Annotated in this window: 20 protein-coding genes; 11 read left to right on the top strand and 9 right to left on the bottom strand. The window is 66.0% G+C overall.

Annotation, left to right across the window (positions count from 1 at the left end; translation table 11 throughout):
* Positions 1–68 precede the first annotated feature (68 nt).
* From aroA to ACU0AG_RS03675, 6 genes are all read left to right on the top strand, one after another.
* A complete protein-coding gene (gene aroA, locus ACU0AG_RS03700) occupies positions 69–1,388 on the top strand; it encodes a 3-phosphoshikimate 1-carboxyvinyltransferase (protein ID WP_482780914.1) in 1,320 nt (439 codons plus the stop codon).
* Entirely contained in the window at positions 1,385–1,648 is a 264-nt protein-coding gene (locus ACU0AG_RS03695) for a CBU_0592 family membrane protein (RefSeq protein ID WP_482780913.1), read from the top strand. The genes aroA and ACU0AG_RS03695 overlap by 4 nt, the downstream gene beginning before the upstream one ends.
* Positions 1,645–2,265 (top strand): (d)CMP kinase, encoded by a 621-nt coding sequence (locus ACU0AG_RS03690; RefSeq protein WP_482780912.1) that lies wholly within the window; start codon positions 1,645–1,647, stop codon positions 2,263–2,265. The genes ACU0AG_RS03695 and ACU0AG_RS03690 overlap by 4 nt, the downstream gene beginning before the upstream one ends.
* A gap of 214 nt (positions 2,266–2,479) precedes the next feature.
* Positions 2,480–4,186, top strand: a complete 1,707-nt coding sequence (gene rpsA / locus ACU0AG_RS03685) for a 30S ribosomal protein S1 (RefSeq protein WP_482780911.1) — start codon at positions 2,480–2,482, stop codon at positions 4,184–4,186.
* A 203-nt stretch (positions 4,187–4,389) separates the two neighbouring features.
* The gene (gene gloB / locus ACU0AG_RS03680; protein ID WP_482780910.1) at positions 4,390–5,145 is read left to right on the top strand and encodes a hydroxyacylglutathione hydrolase; all 756 of its coding nucleotides are present in this window, start codon (positions 4,390–4,392) and stop codon (positions 5,143–5,145) included.
* A gap of 4 nt (positions 5,146–5,149) precedes the next feature.
* Positions 5,150–6,130: an NADPH:quinone oxidoreductase family protein gene (locus ACU0AG_RS03675; protein WP_482780909.1), complete on the top strand. Its 981-nt coding sequence runs from the start codon at positions 5,150–5,152 to the stop codon at positions 6,128–6,130.
* Positions 6,131–6,139: 9 nt separating this feature from the next.
* Here ACU0AG_RS03675 and ACU0AG_RS03670 read toward each other — a convergent pair whose 3' ends face one another.
* The 9 genes from ACU0AG_RS03670 to ACU0AG_RS03630 all read right to left on the bottom strand — a co-directional run bounded on the left by ACU0AG_RS03670 (position 6,140) and on the right by ACU0AG_RS03630 (position 13,342).
* The gene (locus ACU0AG_RS03670; protein ID WP_482780908.1) at positions 6,140–6,631 is read right to left on the bottom strand and encodes a hypothetical protein; all 492 of its coding nucleotides are present in this window, start codon (positions 6,629–6,631) and stop codon (positions 6,140–6,142) included.
* Positions 6,632–6,731: 100 nt separating this feature from the next.
* Complete coding sequence (locus ACU0AG_RS03665; RefSeq protein WP_482780907.1) at positions 6,732–7,262, bottom strand: F0F1 ATP synthase subunit B family protein; 531 nt, start codon at positions 7,260–7,262, stop codon at positions 6,732–6,734.
* Positions 7,255–7,749, bottom strand: coding sequence for a F0F1 ATP synthase subunit B family protein (locus tag ACU0AG_RS03660; protein ID WP_482780906.1), 495 nt, complete (start codon positions 7,747–7,749; stop codon positions 7,255–7,257). Before ACU0AG_RS03660 ends, ACU0AG_RS03665 begins: the two co-directional genes overlap by 8 nt.
* Before the next feature lie 95 nt (positions 7,750–7,844).
* Entirely contained in the window at positions 7,845–8,069 is a 225-nt protein-coding gene (locus tag ACU0AG_RS03655) for a F0F1 ATP synthase subunit C (RefSeq protein WP_054118254.1), read from the bottom strand.
* Between the two features lie 64 nt (positions 8,070–8,133).
* The gene (locus ACU0AG_RS03650; RefSeq protein ID WP_482781391.1) at positions 8,134–8,895 is read right to left on the bottom strand and encodes a F0F1 ATP synthase subunit A; all 762 of its coding nucleotides are present in this window, start codon (positions 8,893–8,895) and stop codon (positions 8,134–8,136) included.
* A gap of 101 nt (positions 8,896–8,996) precedes the next feature.
* The gene (locus ACU0AG_RS03645; protein ID WP_482780905.1) at positions 8,997–9,344 is read right to left on the bottom strand and encodes an AtpZ/AtpI family protein; all 348 of its coding nucleotides are present in this window, start codon (positions 9,342–9,344) and stop codon (positions 8,997–8,999) included.
* Between the two features lie 125 nt (positions 9,345–9,469).
* The gene (locus ACU0AG_RS03640) at positions 9,470–9,853 is read right to left on the bottom strand and encodes a YdbL family probable chaperone protein (RefSeq protein ID WP_482780904.1); all 384 of its coding nucleotides are present in this window, start codon (positions 9,851–9,853) and stop codon (positions 9,470–9,472) included.
* Between the two features lie 25 nt (positions 9,854–9,878).
* Positions 9,879–10,046, bottom strand: coding sequence for a YnbE family lipoprotein (locus ACU0AG_RS03635; RefSeq protein WP_482780903.1), 168 nt, complete (start codon positions 10,044–10,046; stop codon positions 9,879–9,881).
* Between the two features lie 107 nt (positions 10,047–10,153).
* A complete protein-coding gene (locus tag ACU0AG_RS03630) occupies positions 10,154–13,342 on the bottom strand; it encodes an intermembrane phospholipid transport protein YdbH family protein (RefSeq protein ID WP_482780902.1) in 3,189 nt (1,062 codons plus the stop codon).
* Between the two features lie 76 nt (positions 13,343–13,418).
* Between ACU0AG_RS03630 and radC the strand changes: the two genes are divergently transcribed.
* The 5 genes from radC (at position 13,419) to ACU0AG_RS03605 (ending at position 17,165) form a co-directional block, all read left to right on the top strand.
* Positions 13,419–14,153, top strand: a complete 735-nt coding sequence (radC, locus tag ACU0AG_RS03625; protein WP_482780901.1) for a RadC family protein — start codon at positions 13,419–13,421, stop codon at positions 14,151–14,153.
* A 69-nt stretch (positions 14,154–14,222) separates the two neighbouring features.
* On the top strand, positions 14,223–15,533 hold the full coding sequence (purB, locus tag ACU0AG_RS03620; protein ID WP_482780900.1) for an adenylosuccinate lyase: 1,311 nt from the start codon (positions 14,223–14,225) through the stop codon (positions 15,531–15,533).
* Between the two features lie 77 nt (positions 15,534–15,610).
* Positions 15,611–15,991 carry a LapA family protein gene (locus ACU0AG_RS03615; protein ID WP_482780899.1) on the top strand — a complete coding sequence of 127 codons (381 nt, stop codon included), beginning with the start codon at positions 15,611–15,613 and terminating at the stop codon, positions 15,989–15,991.
* On the top strand, positions 15,988–16,662 hold the full coding sequence (gene pyrF, locus ACU0AG_RS03610; RefSeq protein ID WP_482780898.1) for an orotidine-5'-phosphate decarboxylase: 675 nt from the start codon (positions 15,988–15,990) through the stop codon (positions 16,660–16,662). The genes ACU0AG_RS03615 and pyrF overlap by 4 nt, the downstream gene beginning before the upstream one ends.
* Positions 16,659–17,165, top strand: a complete 507-nt coding sequence (locus tag ACU0AG_RS03605) for a GNAT family N-acetyltransferase (RefSeq protein WP_482780897.1) — start codon at positions 16,659–16,661, stop codon at positions 17,163–17,165. The genes pyrF and ACU0AG_RS03605 overlap by 4 nt, the downstream gene beginning before the upstream one ends.
* Position 17,166 lies beyond the last annotated feature (1 nt).

The raw sequence follows: 17,166 nt of genomic DNA, 5'->3' as shown, positions 1-17,166 counted from the left end.
CAAGAGCCTTCCCGGATGCGCGGCGCGCCTTGCCAGAAGCGCGGGTCGCTGTCAAAGACCGCGGCCTGATGACCAGCCATACCTTTGCCCATATCGCTCCTTTGCGCGGCACGATCAACGTCCCCGGCGACAAGTCGATCAGCCACCGTTCGTTGATGTTTGCCGGCCTTGCCGTGGGAGAAAGCCGGATTACCGGTCTGCTCGAAGGCGAGGATGTGCTTGCCACGGCCGCGGCCATGCGGGCCTTCGGCGCGCAGATCGAACGCGGAGCCGATGGCATCTGGACCGTGCATGGCGCAGGCGTGGGCAGCCTGCTGGAGCCCCGCCAAGCGCTCGACATGGGCAATTCGGGCACCTCCACACGCCTGTTGATGGGTCTGGTCGCGAGCCACGCGATTACCGCCACCTTTACCGGCGACGCCAGCCTTTCAGGGCGCCCGATGAAGCGGGTGATCGATCCGCTGAGCCAGATGGGCGCCAGCATCGAAGCCTCTGCCGGTGGCACCCTGCCGCTGATGCTGCGCGGTGCATCGCCCGCCGTGCCGATCACCTACCGCCTGCCGGTGGCGAGCGCGCAGGTGAAAAGTGCGGTGCTGCTCGCGGGCCTCAACACCCCCGGCATCACCCGTGTAATCGAACCCGTCCCTACCCGCGACCACACCGAGCGGATGCTGACCGGCTTCGGTGCCAGTCTCGAAGTGGGCGAGGAAAATGGCGAGACAGTGATCGCCATTCACGGCGAAGCCGATCTGAAGCCGATGGATGTGACCGTGCCCGGCGATCCCTCCTCCGCCGCCTTCTTTATGGTCGCGGCGACGCTGGTTCCCGGCAGCGACCTGACGATCCGCAACGTCGGTCTCAACCCGACCCGTGCCGGGCTGCTCCACGTGCTGCGCCAGATGGGGGCGGACATTACCGAGGTCGACGCGCGCGAAGTTGGCGGCGAGCCGGTGGCCGATCTGCGCGTGCGCCATGCGCAGCTTTCGGGAATCGATGTCGATCCGGCCATCGCACCTGCCATGATTGACGAGTTTCCCGTGCTGTTCGTCGCCGCAGCTCTCGCCTCGGGCACAACCCGCACCACCGGACTTGAGGAACTGCGCGTCAAGGAAAGCGACCGCCTCGCCACCATGGCAGCCGCCTTGTCGCTGGCCGGTGCACGGGTTGAAGAGCACGAGGACGGCCTCACCATCCATGGCACTGGCGGCGATCCCTTACCCGGCACGCCGGAAGGCGCGAGCGTTGCCACCCGACTCGATCACCGCATTGCCATGAGCATGGCAGTGGCAGGTCTCGTCAGCGTGGGCGGGGTGCGTGTAGATGACACCAGCCCGATCAACACCAGTTTCCCCACTTTCATGGGCCTGCTGACAGAGGCGGCGGCGTGAACGCACCGCTGGACTGGGCGAGCATGGTCGGATTTTGCGGCACCGCCTGCATCATCGCCGCCTACGCCTATCTGACGCTCGCCAAAGCGACCAACCCCTTCCTGCTCCACGGCACCAACCTGCTGGGCGCGGGTCTGCTCACGGTCTCGCTGGTCTATCACACCAACTGGGCCAGTCTCGTGCTCGAGTTTTTCTGGGCAGGGATCGCGATTGTCGGACTGGTTAGGGCCTGGCGCGGGCGTGCGGAGCAGCCCGCATGATCATCGCTGTCGACGGTCCCACAGCGAGCGGAAAGGGCACCATCGCCAAAGCGCTCGCCGCCCATTTCGGGCTGCCCCATCTCGACACCGGACTGTTATACCGCGCTGTCGGTCGGCAAGTGCAGTTGAACGCCGCTGATCCCGACTCTCCCGAAGACGCCCTCGCCGCCTGCGCCTTCCCCGATGCCCTGCTGGACGACGACATCCTGCGTTCGGAGGAGGTCGGCGGGTTTGCGAGCCGCGTCTCGGTCCATCCGGCGGTGCGCCATGCGCTCTTCCAGCGCCAGCGCGCCTTTGCGCTTCAGGAAGGCGGCGCGGTGCTCGACGGGCGCGATATCGGCACGGTAATCGCCCCGGAAGCGCCGGTGAAGCTGTTCGTCACCGCGAGCGTGACAGAGCGCGCCCGCCGCCGCTGGCTGGAGATGCAGGGCCGCGGGATCGCGGTTCCACTCGCCGAAATCGAGCGTGACATCGCCGCCCGCGACGCCCGCGACATGGGCCGCAAGGATGCGCCGCTGGTGGCCGCAGCCGACGCACTGGTGCTCGACACCACCCACTTCGGCCGCGACGCAGCGATCGAGGCTGCGATCGAGGCGGTTCTGGCGCGGATCGGCTGAGGTCTATTTCCTTGCTTTTTGCGCCGCTCTCGCCTAGGCGCGCCCCCGTTCTGCCCAATCATCACTGGTTGAAGGAACCTTCGCACAGGCATGGGGCCTTGCGGAGAAGTCTGCCTCTTGCCCCGCCAGCCCCGGCAATGGTGCCTGGGAAGCGGAGAAAGACCCCGGAAAAACCGGCGGCCGGTAGCAAAACGAAACAGGACTTTGATCCACTATGGCAACGCAAATGCCCACCCGCGCCGATTTCGAGGCGCTTCTCAATGAACAGCTCGGCGGCGCCGGCGAAGACGGCTTCGAAGGCCGTGTCGTCAAGGGCACCGTCACTGCAATCGAAAACGGCTTTGCCGTGATCGACGTCGGCCTCAAGAGCGAAGGCCGCATCTCTCTCAAGGAATTTTCGCGCGGCGAAGACGACCACGGCCTGACCGTGGGCGGTGAAGTCGAAGTCTTCGTTGACCGCGTCGAGAACGCCGACGGCGAAGCCATGCTGTCGCGTGACCGTGCCCGCCGCGAAGCCGCGTGGGACAAGCTGGAAAACGAATTCGGCGAAGGCAAGCGCGTCGAAGGCCGCATCTTCGGCCGCGTCAAGGGCGGCTTCACCGTCGACCTCGATGGCGCCGTGGCGTTCCTGCCCGGCTCGCAGGTCGATATCCGCCCCGTGCGCGATGTCACCCCGCTGATGGACGTTCCGCAGCCCTTCCAGATCCTCAAGATGGATCGTCGCCGCGGCAACATCGTCGTCTCGCGCCGCGCCGTGCTTGAAGAAACCCGCGCCGAGCAGCGCAGCGAGCTGATCAACGATCTGGTCGAAGGCCAGATCATCGACGGCGTCGTGAAGAACATCACCGATTACGGTGCCTTCGTCGACCTCGGCGGCATCGACGGCCTGCTGCATGTCACCGACATGAGCTACAAGCGCGTCAACCACCCGAGCGAAGTGATCGCCATCGGCGACACCGTGACCGTGCAGATCGTGCGCATCAACGCCGAAACCCAGCGCATCAGCCTGGGCATGAAGCAGCTGGAAAGCGATCCGTGGGATGGCGTTGCAGCCAAGTATCCGGTCGGCATGAAGCTGTCGGGCCAGGTGACCAACATCACCGAATACGGCGCCTTCGTGGAACTGGAAGCCGGCATCGAAGGCCTCGTCCACGTTTCGGAAATGAGCTGGACCAAGAAGAACGTCCACCCCGGCAAGATCGTTTCGACCTCGCAGGAAGTCGAAGTCATGGTCCTCGAAGTCGACAGCGACAAGCGCCGCATCAGCCTCGGCCTCAAGCAGGCCCAGCGCAATCCGTGGGACGAGTTCGCCGAGAAGCATCCGGTTGGCTCGGTCGTCGAAGGCGAAGTCAAGAACGCGACCGAATTCGGTCTGTTCGTCGGCCTCGATGGCGACGTCGACGGCATGGTGCACATGTCGGACATCGCCTGGGGCATCTCGGGCGAGGACGCGCTGGCGCTCCACCGCAAGGGCGAAATGGTCAAGGCCGTGGTGCTCGATGTGGACGTCGAGAAGGAACGCATCAGCCTCGGCATGAAGCAGCTCGAAAAGGGTGCGCCGTCGGCTGAAGGCGCCTCGACCGCAGGCAGCCTGCGCAAGAACCAGACCGTCACCGTCACCGTGCTCGAAGTGCGCGACGGCGGCCTCGAAGTGCAGGTTGGCGAAGACGGCGCGACCGGCTTCATCAAGCGCAGCGACCTCGGCCGCGACCGCGACGAGCAGCGCCCCGACCGCTTCCAGGTCGGCAGCAAGGTCGACGCGATGGTGATCGGCTTCGACCGTTCGAAGAAGCCGAACTTCTCGATCAAGGCGCGTCAGATCGCCGAAGAAAAGGAAGCCGTGGCGCAGTTCGGTTCGTCGGATTCGGGCGCTTCGCTCGGCGACATCCTCGGCGCTGCCCTCAAGAAGGGTCAGGAGTGATCTTGAGGCGCTCCCGCCTCCGCGGGAGCGTCCTCGGTGCGTTTCGCGCTTCGCGCGAGCACCTGCGGACGGCCAGTCGGCCTTGCGACACCTGCGGTGTCGACCCCGTCCTCAGGTAGTGCAGCGATAGGACACAAAAAGGGCCCGTCTGCTTCGGCAGGCGGGCCTTTTCCTTTGGGGCCGGGCGGCGTAAGGTCGCAGGCATGATCCATGTTCACCAGTTCCCGTGCCTTAGCGACAACTACGGCTACCTCGTCCACGACACCGACAGCCACGAGACTGCGGCGATCGATACCCCCGATGCCACCGAGTACCTGCGGCAGGCAGAGCTGAAGGGCTGGCGCATCACCCAGATCTGGAACACCCACTGGCATCCCGATCATGCGGGAGGCAACGAAGCGATCAAGGCGGCGACCGGGTGCACCATCACCGGCCCGGCCGAGATCGAAGGCAAGTTCCCGATCGACCGCATTGTCGGCCACGGCGATACCGTGATGCTGGGCAGTGTGGAGGCGGCGGTGATCGACGTCTCGGGCCACACCAACGGCCACATCGCCTTCCACCTCGCCACAGCAGGTGTCGCCTTTGTCGGCGATTCGGTGTTTGCGCTGGGCTGCGGGCGGATGTTTGAAGGCGAGCCCAAGCAGTTCTGGGGCAGCCTCAGCCGCATCAAGGCCCTGCCCCCGCAGACGCTGCTCTACTGCGCACACGAATACACCGCGTCGAACGCCAGGTTCGCGCTCCATGCTGACCCCGATAATGCGGCGCTCGCCGCCTATGCCGAGGAAATCGCGGCCAAGCGCGCCCGCGATGAATGGACCGTGCCGACCACGCTTGAACGCGAGCTGGCGACCAACCCCTTCCTGCGCGCCGACGATCCGGCGATGATGGCCAAGTGGGGCGGGACCGCCCCGCACGAAACCTTCGCGGCGCTGCGGGCGGCGAAGGACAATTTCTAGGCCGATGCAGGCCCTCAGGGTCGAGCGCCTGTCGGACGATCTGTCCGGCGTGATACTGGCTGACCTGCCACCCCCTGCCCGTGCAGCGGGCGAAGTGCTGGTGCGGGTGCGGGCTGCATCGCTCAACTTTCCCGATCTGCTGATGACGCGAGGCGAGTATCAGTTCAAACCCGCGGTGCCTTTCACCAGCGGCCTCGAATTCGCAGGCGAAGTGCTGGAGGCCGACGCGGCCAGCGGCTTTGCCCCAGGCGACAGGGTGACGGGCGGCAACAAGATCGGTGCCTTCGCCGAACTGGCCTGCACGCCTGCCGACAAGCTCTCCCCCATGCCGCGCGGCATGGATTTCCCGCAGGCCGCCGCGATGGGAGCGGCCTATTCGACCGCCTATACCGGCCTCGTCGAGCTCGGCGGATTGCAGGCGGGCCAATGGGTGCTGGTCCACGGCGCGAGCGGCGGGGTCGGGCTTGCCGCCTGCGATCTGGCGCGGGCGCTGGGCGCCAAGGTCATCGCCACTACCGGCAGCGCGGCCAAGGTCGACCGCATCGCCGCCCTCGCCCGTCCCGATGCCGTCATTCTTGCCGAGGGCCGCTTCCGCGAACAGGTGGCCGAACTGACCGGCGGCCGCCTCGCCGATATCGTGTTCGATCCGGTGGGCGGCGACGTGTTCGACGAATCGACGCGCTGCGTCGCATTCGGCGGCAAGCTGGTGGTGGTCGGTTTCACCAGCGGGCGGATTGCCGACATTTCCACCAATATCCCGCTGATCAAGGGCTTCAGCATCGTTGGCCTGCGCGCCGGAGAATATGCCCGCCGCTTCCCCGAACGGGGCCGCGCTATCCAGCAGGCTATCGCAAAGCTGGCCGAGGGAGGTGAAATCACCCCCGCGATCGACCGCATCCTGCCGCTGTCGCGGTGGCGCGAAGGCTTCGCGGCGATGGCGAACCGCGAACTGGTGGGCAAAGTGGTGTTCGTGCCCGGCCGATAGCGCCGCGCCTCAATAGAGGTATTTGTCCTCGCGCACGGTGAAGATCAGGTTGTAGCCGCCATAAGGCGTCCGGATGAGCTTGGTCTTCTTCTCGCCATCGCGCCAGATCAGCATCAGCCCGTCTGAAGTTGTGTCGATGACCCCGCCGCCGCCGTAACCGGTCACCGAGCCGAAGGGAGCGGTATCCAGCTCGGGCTCGCCCAGTTCGGCTTCGAATTTGGCACGCAATTTCTCGAAGCAGCCAGCCGGGGCCTGCGAGCCCATGAAGGTGATCGTCACCAGTCCGCCCTTACCGCTGCGATAGCCGAACGGCCCGGGGCATCCCGGGATCACATCCATCTGGCGTTTCGGAAGGCTGTCCATGAAAGCCTTTACCTCGGCCTTGGGCGTGGCGGTGGTGAACTGGCCCCACAGCACGACGGGACCCTCCGCCTGCGCCGCGGGCGGTATGGCCGCCAGCAGGCCTGCGACAATCAACCAGCGCTTCGTCACATACCCCATGCCAGCCTCCTGCATCGCCCACAGATAACTGCCCGCGCCCAAAAGAAAAAGGGCGGCCTCGCCGGACCGCCCTATTCCCCGTAACCGGAAAACCGATCGCTCAGAGCGATGCGATCACCTCGTCGGCCAGTTTTCTGTCGGCGGCGCTGTCGTGACGCTCGCCAATCAGCTTGCGCGAGGCGGCAGCGGCAGCGGACACGGCGCTCGCCTTGACCTCGGCCACCGCGGCACGCTCGGCAGCAGCAATCTTGTCTTCGGCCATGCGTTGGCGGCGTGCCACCATCACTTCGCTGTCGGCCTCGGCGCGAGCGAGGATCGCATCGGCTTCCTCGCGGGCACCGGCCAGCATCGCTTCGGCGTCCTTTTCGGCCGATGCAATCTTGGCGGCATATTCGTCACGCAGGGCCTCGGCTTCGGCACGCAGCGACTTTGCCTCGTCGAGCGAATTGCGGATCTCGGCAATCTTGGCGTCGAGCCCGCCGGTGATCAGGCCGGGAACCTTCTTCCAGATGAAAACCGCGATCAGCACCGCCATCGCGAGCGCGACCCACTGGTACGAATCGAGGCCGAGGATCGAAGGCTCTGCATGGCCTTCGGCACCGCTGGCGAGCAGGGCGAGAATGTCAGCCATGAGCCATTACCTCCTTGACCGCAGCCTCGGCAGCGGCGGGTTCAACTTCGGTTCCGGCGATGCGGGCCACGATTTCGCGCGCGGCTTCGGCAGCCACGACTTCGATCTCGGCCATCGCGCTGTTGCGAGCGGCGTCGATCGCGGCTTCGGCCTCGGCCAGACGCGTGTCGAGCTTGGCCTGTGCCTTGGCGAGCTTGGTTTCGGCGGCCTTGGCCGCCTTGGCCTTCGCCTCTGCGATCAGAGCCTGTGCGCTGGCACGGTTCTCGTTCTCGCGCTTGCGCCAGGCAGCTTCCTCGCTGTCGGCAGCATCGCGCGCAGCCTGGGCTGCGGCGAGGTCGCCCGCGATCTGCTGGTCGCGCAGGTCAACGGTACCCATGATCTTGGGCACCATGCCGAGGCCAACCACGACAAAGGTGATGCCGAAGAACACCAGCAGCCAGAAAACCTGGCTCGACAGCGTCGCAGCGATTTGTTCGATCTGAGGCATTGGTCGCCCTTGTTACCGATTGGGTTACCGGCTGTTCGCAAAGGAGCGCCGGGCGGGCCGGACGCAATCGCCCGCCCTGCCCGGCGCACCGGATCTTAGCGGAAGATCAGCAGAACGGCGATAACGAAGGCGAGCAGGCCGAGAAGTTCGGCGGCCGCGAAGCCGATGAACAGGCGGCCCTGCTGACCGTCGGCAGCACCCGGGTTACGCAGCGCGCCTTCGAGGAACGAGGCGAACACGTTGCCCACGCCGAGCGCGGCCAGACCGGCGCCAATCGCGGCGAGACCGGCACCGAGGAGAGCAGCTGCAGTTGCGTCCATGATAGTAAACTCCTTGAGAAAAATCGGATAGTTGATGAGGGTATTGGAGAGAGCCTCGCAGCCCTCAGTGAAGGTTTTCCGCGTCGTTGATGTAAAGCGAGGTCAGCAGCGCGAAAACATAGGCTTGGATGCCCGCAACCAGGATTTCGAGCGCGCTGATCGCCACCATCAGGATGAAGCTGGGTACGCCCACCGCCGCGCCAAGCGCAGGGCCACCGGCGCCGCCCGCGATCACGAAGCTCGCCAGCACCTTAAGCAGCACGTGGCCTGCCATCATCGCGACGAACAGTCGCAGGGCAAGGCTGAAGGGGCGGACCATGAACGAGATGAACTCGATCGGGGCGATGAAGAACACCATCGGCAGCGGGGTTCCCGCAGGCACGAACAGCGAGAAAAAGTGGAACCCGTGGCGCAGGAATCCGACGATCAGCACGATCGAGAAGCTCATGATCGCCAGCACACCGGTCACCGTGAAGTGACTGGTGAAGGTGAAGGCGTGCACCCCCGGGATTAGACCGACCGGCACCAGGCCGAGCAGGTTCCCGAACAGGATGAACATGAAAAGCGTAAAGATGTAAGGCACATACTTGCGCCCGGCCTTGCCGATATTGGCTTCAAGCAAATCGTCGATGAAGCCGGTCATGCTTTCGACCGCCATCTGCCAGCGGCCCGGCACCACCTGCCGCTTCATGCCGCCGGCGACGAACACCGTCACCAGAATGGCGGTGATCGCCATCCACAGCGCGGAATTGGTGAATGCGATGTTGATCCCGTCAGCCAGTTGCCAGTCCGAACCGAAAATCGGTTCGATGGTGAACTGCTTCATCGGATCGACCTTGCCTTCTTCGGCTGCCACGGTCTGTCGGTCCTCGAATGTTTCACGTGAAACACGCCCCTAAACGGGGTCTGGAGCGGTCTAGCGGGGGTCTAAACCTCGCTATCGGGCCGCTCGACCTCGACTTCGGGGCGCGTCTTTGCGCCAATGATGATGCTTCTGAAGGCCGACACCGTTCCGAGGAACAATCCCGTCAACAGACCCCAGGGTGCAATGCCGGCCAGCGAATCCACCGCAAAACCGATCACCAGACCACCGATAATCCCGCCCAGAAGATTGGCCAAGGCGCGGTTGCCGCTGCGGTAATTCGCATCGGCCCCCTGCACTTTCGGCCGGTTGCGCTGTTCTTCACGCTCGCGTGCGGCCTTGAGCCGCGCTTCGAGCGCATCGATCCGCGCATCCTCTGTGACAGGTTCTCGGGCAGGTTTCTCGTCGCTCATGCCATGCTCCGTCAGGGGAACGACAAGGCACGCGCTACGAGGTGCCCGCCGAGGGCGCCGCCCCCTTAGAAGGGGGTCACAGCCAAGTCAACATCGCGCGGGGCGAGTTTGTGCAAGTGCGAATATCAGGGACAACGCGGGTCGCGGATCGGGGGTGCGGCTGTTCGGGTCTGCCAGCTGCCATCGGGCGCACGATACTTCTCGCCCGGCGTGGTGCGGGCCACCGCCTGACATCCGGCGGTCAGCGCATAGGCTTCCAGCGTGGCGTTGTTTTCCTTTGCCTTTTCGGCATAGACGGCGCGGCGCTTGATGTTGATATCATCGACCAGCCGCTGCAAGGCGGCATCGGGCGCGCCGACAATGCCGAGATAGCCATCGGCCTGCTCGCCCACCTTGCCCGCCTCGCGCGCGGCGGCATAGGCAGGATCGCGCTGGGCATAGGCCGCACCTGCGCCAAGTCCGGCCACCGTCAGCACGGCAATCGCGGCGAGAGCTGATTTGCGCATCATCATTCCTCCAATGCGACGAGCGGGATCAGAAGATATCCGCGTTCTCGTCAATCGTGTTGGCCGCGTCTTCCGCCAGCCGGTAGATCACTTCCTGCCGGATATTGATGTTGAGCTCGATCACGATCGGTTCGTCCGGCGCGGCGATGTTGATGCATCCGCCCAGAGTGGCCGATAGGATCGCGGCTCCGGCCATCAATGCCCGGCGCTTGTTCCTGCCTTGCCGCGCCATCGCCGCCTCCCCTGCCCCGCTGTGTCGCGGGGATGTGACAGCGGGTGATGGCGCGGTCAATTCGTGATGCATCATGGCTGGTCTTCGCTTTCGGGAGGTTGAACGGGTTTGCCGCCGGGGCTGGCAGGCACGAAACGGCCGTTTCGGGTGGTCAGCAGCCCCTTGTCGACCGGATTGCCGAGGTAATCGGCATCCCAGAAGGATCGCACCATCGTGGCCAGTTCGTAGAAATTCTCCGACCGGACATTCACACGGAAGCGGATCGGCAGCTTCGCGAGGCGGCGGGTGACAAAGTTCTGACTGGTGCCGGCACCCTGCCGCACCCCGTCGAAATCGAAATTGGTGATGATCTCGCCCGCCAGATTGCCGTCGAGCCCGACCCGCATCTGGCGGTAATCGAGCGAACGCAGCGCCTGAAAGGCGTAATTGCCCATCGTGCCGAGGTCTTCATAGGACAGCTCGCCGATATAGGCGACATTGCCGCCACCGGGCCGCGCAACCAGCACCCCGCCCTCGATCCGGCCGTTGCCGTCCTTGTCGAAGATGATCGGCACCGTGCCATCGAACACGCCGGTCGCACCAAGATTGGTGAGTTCCATCTGTGCAACGAAGATCGCGGCATCCAGCCCGGTGATCTCGAACACATAGCGGCGTTCTTCGGGCTGGCTGAAATCCATCACCAGCGGACGCATCTGCAATTGCCCGCCCATGAAGGGGAAGCGCGCATCCTCAAGGCTGAGCAGCGTGCCCTCGCTGACCTCGAAGCGCACGGTGCCGTCCAGCACCTCGATCCCCGGATTGATCGCGGCGATCCGCACCGTCTGGTCGGGCGCGGTGGTGAGGTTGAGCAGATCGGTGAACACCACCTGCCCCTGCAAGCCGCGCACCGGCCCGAAGGCGGCGGCGAAGTCCACGCCGTCGCTGCCGAAGGTGCCCGAGGAGGTGATCGATTCGCCGCGCCAGTCGATCCGGCCCCTGCCAGTCACTGTGCCATCGGCAAAGGCGATCACGCCCTTGGCGAGGTAGGAGAGGTCTTCGGGCTGAAGATCGCCGCCGAAGGTGATCCCCGGCACATCGAGCCGCGCGGAGCCTGCGGCGGTATCGAGATCGTGGGCGATGCTTACCCCCGCCACCACGCGGCCCGATGCCGGGTGGCGCAGCAGGGCGTCGGCGGTGATACGGTTATCCGCCAGCACGAGCCCCGCACCCCGCGCCGCCAGCGGATTGAAACGCGGCAGCCCGGTTTCGGGGCGATCTGAGAGGGTGAAGGCGCCGTCCTCCACCCGCAACACCCCGTCCGCAAAGGCCCAGCGTCCCGCCATGTTGCCGAGATCCATCGGCACGGCATCGATTCGCGCCGCGCCGCCGGTGAAGCTGCCGCCGGTCGCTCCGGCAAGGCTTCCCGTGAGGCTCGCGGCGGAAAGCCGCACCTCGCTGCCCGGCGCACCGATGCGGGCGGCGAGGCCTTCGATCGCGAAGGGAGCAGGGTAGCGCAGGCGCAGACTTTCTGCGGCGAGGCTGGCGGGGCTGTCTCCCATGGTTCCGGCAAGAGTGACCGGGCCGGTCGCCGCGCCAAACCGCAAGGCGCCGTCATAGGCGAGAATCGGAGCCGCGCCTTCCGGGCAGAGCGTGACCCCCTGCCCCCTGAGCGCGAGGCCCGACAGCGACAGCGCGGCAAAGCGCAGCGCCAAGCAGCGCTGGCCCATGGCAAGGCCCGAACCTTCGGACCACGCGCCCTCTAGCGGCAGCGACAGGTCGGTGACAGCCCCGCCGGGCAGATCGCCGCTCGCGCTGGCCTGCCCCTCGAACCGGATCGCTCCGCCCGGAACCTGCCGCACGGCAAGGCGCGGGATCGCCAGCCGGTTCCGGCCCGCGCTGTATTCCGCCATCGCCAGCCGCAGCGCCCAGCCGCCATCGGCCTCCTGCTCCATCCGGCCGTTGATATCGGGCAGGCCCTCTCCGCCGGCGAGGATATTGCCGCGCAGGCCGGTCAATCCGCTTGCGCCTAGCCCCGCGCTGAACTGCGACAGGGCAACGACCGGCGTGCCGGAACGGCTGGCAAGGCGCGCTTCGGGAAGGAGCACGGTGATTGCCTCCCCGTTGTGGCGGATGATGGCATCGGCAGTCAGGCTTGCTCCGGTGATCGCGCCGGTCAGTCCGGTGCGGGCGCGGGCGATGAGCGGTGCGAACAGTGTGCCTTCGAGGCCCCTTTGCGCGCTGGCGAGGCTGGCGGCGAGGCTGGCGTCGGGCACAAGTCCGGTGCCGCGCAACTGCCCTTCCCACTGGCCGCGGCTGCCATCGGCCGGGCCGCGCCATGCGCCCTCGGCTGCGAGACGCGCCATGCGGCCCTGCGGCGCGGTCACTCCGGTCAGGGCCAGATCATGGGCAAGCCCCAGCCCGCCTTCGCCCCAGGTCAGGCGGGCGGTGCCGGTCAGGCCTTCGCTCGCCAGCGAATCGAAGGACAACGCCCCGCCCTCGATCCGCAGATCGCCGGTAGCTGCGGCAAAATCGCGGGCGAGCCAGAGGTCCGTGCCGATATCGGCGCTGGCAAGGCTCGCCCCGCCGCACGCGAGATCGCGCAGCCTCAGCGGGCCGGCGAGAGCAGGCGCGCCGTCGTCGGTCGTCAGTGTGCCGTAAAGCGTGGCGCGGGTGGCGCGGCAGCCTTCCACCCCGATCCCGGGCGCAGTGGCCGCGAGCGTTCCGGCAAAGCCGTCATCCAGCGGCCCGGCCCCGTCCAATGCCAGCGCCACCCGTCCGAAATCGCTCTCGATCAAGGCGCGGCCATCGCGGACGGCCACGTTCAGCGCGGGCAGCGCGGGCGGCTCTGCCGAATCGGTGAACAGCAGCGGATCAAGCGCGCCGAGGCTGAAGGTGCCATCGCGGTAGCTGCCGAAAGCGCGCGCGCCTTCCACCGTCACCCGCGAAATCTCGGGCCCGCCCCAGCCGAGACCGAGTTCGATCACCAGCCGTTTCACCGTCAGGTCGGGCCGCGCCGGATCGCCGATCACGAGGTTTTCGACCACCTGCACATCGGGAGTGATGCTGACGATGTCATAGCGCGCAGCGACGCCGTTCTGCGCGAGATAATCGTCGACCACATCGCGGGCGATGCGTTCCCGGTCGATCCATGCGCCGGAACCACCCACAAGCGCGATTGCAGCAACGCCAAGCGCGATTCGGGTGCGCCAGCGGCGCGGCCGGAAGCCCCGCTTGCCGCCGCCCTGCGGCCCCTCCATCTGCTGCTCTTCAGCCACCGGCATCGCTCCCGACCCTTGCGCGCATCATCGGCCAAAGGCAATGATGCACAAGGGTTTCATCCCATTCCCGGAGGTCGCATTGCCGGAAGCTGAAGAGGGTTTCGATTTTCTCGATGATGCCGCGCCGGCGTGGGACGCGGGCAAGGCCGCCGGTGAGGGGCACCGTTCGCGCCTGCGCGCCCGGCTGCTGACCGGCGGGGCAGAGGCGCTGGCCGATTACGAGGTGCTCGAATACCTCCTCTTCGCAGCCATCCCGCGCGGCAACACCAAGCCGATAGCCAAGGCCCTGCTCGCGCAGTTCGGCAGTCTTGCCGGCGTGATGAACGCCGACCCCAAGGCCTTGCAGCGCGTCAAGGGCGTGGGTGAAAACTCCGCTGCCGCATTGAAGGCGGTCGCCACCGCCGCCCGCCGCATGGCGCGGGGGGAAATCATGGGCAAGCCCGTGCTTGGCAGCTGGCAGGCGCTGATCGATTATCTCACCACCGATATGGCGCACCTGACGGTGGAGCGCGTGCGGGTGCTCTATCTCGATACCAAGAACCGGTTGATCGACGATCATCACGTGGGCGACGGTTCGATCGACGAGGCCGCAATCCACCCGCGCGAGGTGATCCGCCGGGCGATGGATGTGGGCGCCAGCGCGATGATCCTTGTCCACAACCACCCCAGCGGCAATCCCGAACCGAGCCGCGCCGACATCCAGATCACCCAGCGCATCGCCGAGGCCGGACGGCTGCTGGGCGTGACCGTGCACGATCACGTCATCATCGGGCGCGAGGGGCACGCCTCGTTGCGGGCGAAGGGCTTGCTCTGACAGGCTTGCCAACCGCGCCCGCCCCGCCTAGCCGCTGCCGCGAGTCAGACCCCTTGTCCGGAGCCGCCGATGGTCCCCCGTTATGCCCGCCCGCAAATGACCGCCCTGTGGGAACCGGAAGCGAAATACCGCATCTGGTTCGAGATCGAGGCGCATGCGACCGAAAAGCTCGGCGAACTCGGCGTTGTCCCGCCCTCTGCGGCCAAGGCGCTGTGGGACTGGTGGGCGACCAATCCGGCGATCGACGTTCCCGCGATCGACGCGATCGAGGCGGTGACCAAACATGATGTGATCGCCTTTCTTACGTGGGTTGCCGAGCAGGTGGGCGATGAAGCGCGCTTCATGCATCAGGGCATGACCTCCTCCGACGTGCTCGACACCACGTTGTCGGTGCAGCTCGCCCGCGCGACCGATATTTTGCTGGAAGACATGGACGCGCTGCTGGCCGCCATCCGCAAGCGCGCCGAGGAGCACAAATACACGCCGACGATCGGCCGCAGCCACGGCATCCATGCCGAGCCGGTGACCTTCGGCCTCAAGCTGGCGCAGGCCTATGCCGAGTTCGACCGTTGCCGCGAACGGCTGGTCGCGGCGCGCAAGGAAATCGCCACCTGCGCGATCAGCGGCGCGGTCGGCACCTTTGCCAATGTCGATCCGCGGGTCGAGGCGCATGTCGCCGAAAAGCTCGGTCTCGCCATCGAACCGGTCAGCACGCAGGTGATCCCGCGTGATCGCCATGCGATGTATTTTGCCACGCTTGCCGTGATCGCAGGCAGCATCGAGCGGCTCGCGGTGGAAATCCGCCACCTGCAACGCACCGAGGTGCTGGAAGCCGAAGAGTATTTCTCGCCCGGCCAGAAGGGCAGCTCGGCGATGCCGCACAAGCGCAACCCGATCCTGACCGAAAACCTCACGGGGCAAGCGCGCATGATCCGCGCCTATGCCCTGCCAGCGCTGGAAAACGTGGCGCTGTGGCACGAGCGCGATATCTCGCACTCCTCGGTCGAACGTTTCATCGGGCCGGATGCGACGATCACGCTCGACTTCGCGCTGGCCCGTCTGACCGGCGTGGTCGAGAAGCTGCTGATCTACCCTGCACGGATGCAGAAAAACCTCGATGCGATGGGCGGTCTTGTCCATTCGCAGCGGGTGCTGCTGGCGCTGACGCAGGCCGGCGTCAGCCGCGAGGATGCCTACCGTCTGGTTCAGCGCAACGCGATGAAGGTGTGGGAATCGGACGGCGCGCTGTCGCTGCTCGATCTGCTCAAAGCCGATGCCGAAGTCACCGCCGCGCTTTCGGAAGCCGAGCTGGAAGACAAGTTCGACCTCGCCTACCACTTCGCCCATGTCGATACGATCTTCGCGCGGGTGTTCGGATAGTCGCCGCCGGTGCTGGACATGAACGCCAGATCGCCTAGGTTTCCTCGGCATTCGTGCCAACGGGAGGGCCGGGTTTCGTGAAGATTCTTCGCACCATCATCTGGGTGTTCGTGGCGCTGGGGTTCCTGATCTTCGCGATCTACAACTGGCGGCCGGTCGAACTGACGCTGTGGCAGAACCTCGTTCTGGAAACCAAGGTGCCGATGCTGGCGCTGCTGGCCTTTGCGGCAGGTTTCCTGCCGATGTGGGCGGTGCATCGCAGCGTGGTATGGGGTCTGAACCGCCGCGTGCGGGCGCTGGAAACCTCGCTGAAGAACACCGCGCTGGCGCGTCAGGCCGAAATGGCGGCGGCTCCGGTGGCGGATACACCTGTGGATAAGCCCGGCAAAAATGCGGGAGACAGCACCGATCCGCTGGGTCCGGCGGATGGCGGTGCCGATGGAGGCAGTGGCAAGTGAGCAATCCGGTCTATCTCGCGCTTGATGTGCCCAGCCTTGAACCGGCCAAGGCGCTGGTCAGCAAGGTCAAATCGCATATCGGCGGGGTCAAGCTGGGGCTGGAGTTCTTCTGCGCCCACGGTGCGCACGGGGTGCACGAAATTGCCCATATGGGCCTGCCGATCTTCCTCGATCTCAAATTCCACGACATTCCCAACACCGTCGCCAAGGCGATGCAGGCGATCCATGTCTATGAGCCCGCGATCGTCACGGTCCACGCTTCCGGGGGCCGCGCGATGATGGAGGATGCCAAGGCGGCAGCAGCGGAAGGCTGCAAGGTGGTGGCGGTGACGATGCTCACCAGCCTCGATGCCGCCGATCTCACCGCGACCGGCGTTTATGGCAGTGCGGAAACGCAGGTGATGCGGCTGGCCGAACTGGCGCACGAGGCGGGCCTCGACGGGATCGTGTGCTCGGGGCAGGAAGTCGGCATGGTGAAAAAGGCGTGGAAGGACGGCTTTTTCGTCGTCCCCGGCCTGCGCCCCAACGGCAATGGCACCGGCGACCAAAAGCGCGTTGTCACCCCGCGTCAGGCCCGCGACAACGGCGCGAGCGTGCTGGTGATCGGCCGCCCGATCAGCCGCGCCGACGACCCCGAAGCCGCAGCGCGGGCGATCGAGGCGACGCTTTGACAGCAATACTTGCAGCATCCCCTGCGGATGCTTCGGCGCTCAAGGCCCTTCTCGAAGCTGCCTATCGCGGCGATTCGGCGCGTCAGGGCTGGAATCACGAGGCCGACATTCTCGATGACGAACGCATCGCGCCCGGCGAGTTGGAGGCGATGCTTGCCGATCCGGCGGTTACGATCCTGACGGCGCAGGATGGCGAAAGCCTTGTCGGCTGCGTTGCCGTGACTCGCAAAGACACCGCCCTCGCCTATCTCGGGATGCTGTGTGTGCTGCCAACCCTGCAATCGGCGGGCCTCGGGCGGCGGTTGCTCGATGCGGCAGAGGATCACGCCCGCGCCCTCGGCATCGCGGCGATGGAGATGACCGTGATCGACAGCCGTGCCAGCCTCATCGCGTGGTACGAACGGCGCGGCTATCTGCGCACCGGCGAGACACGGCCCTTCCCCGTGCTGCGCAATCCGCCGATCACTTTCACGGTGCTGGAAAAGCCGCTCGGCCCCGCGTAAG

Source organism: Erythrobacter sp. RANMB8 (assembly GCF_056848235.1).
The sequence above is the reverse complement of the archived record's forward strand: the minus strand, read 5'-3'. Positions and strand labels throughout refer to the sequence as shown.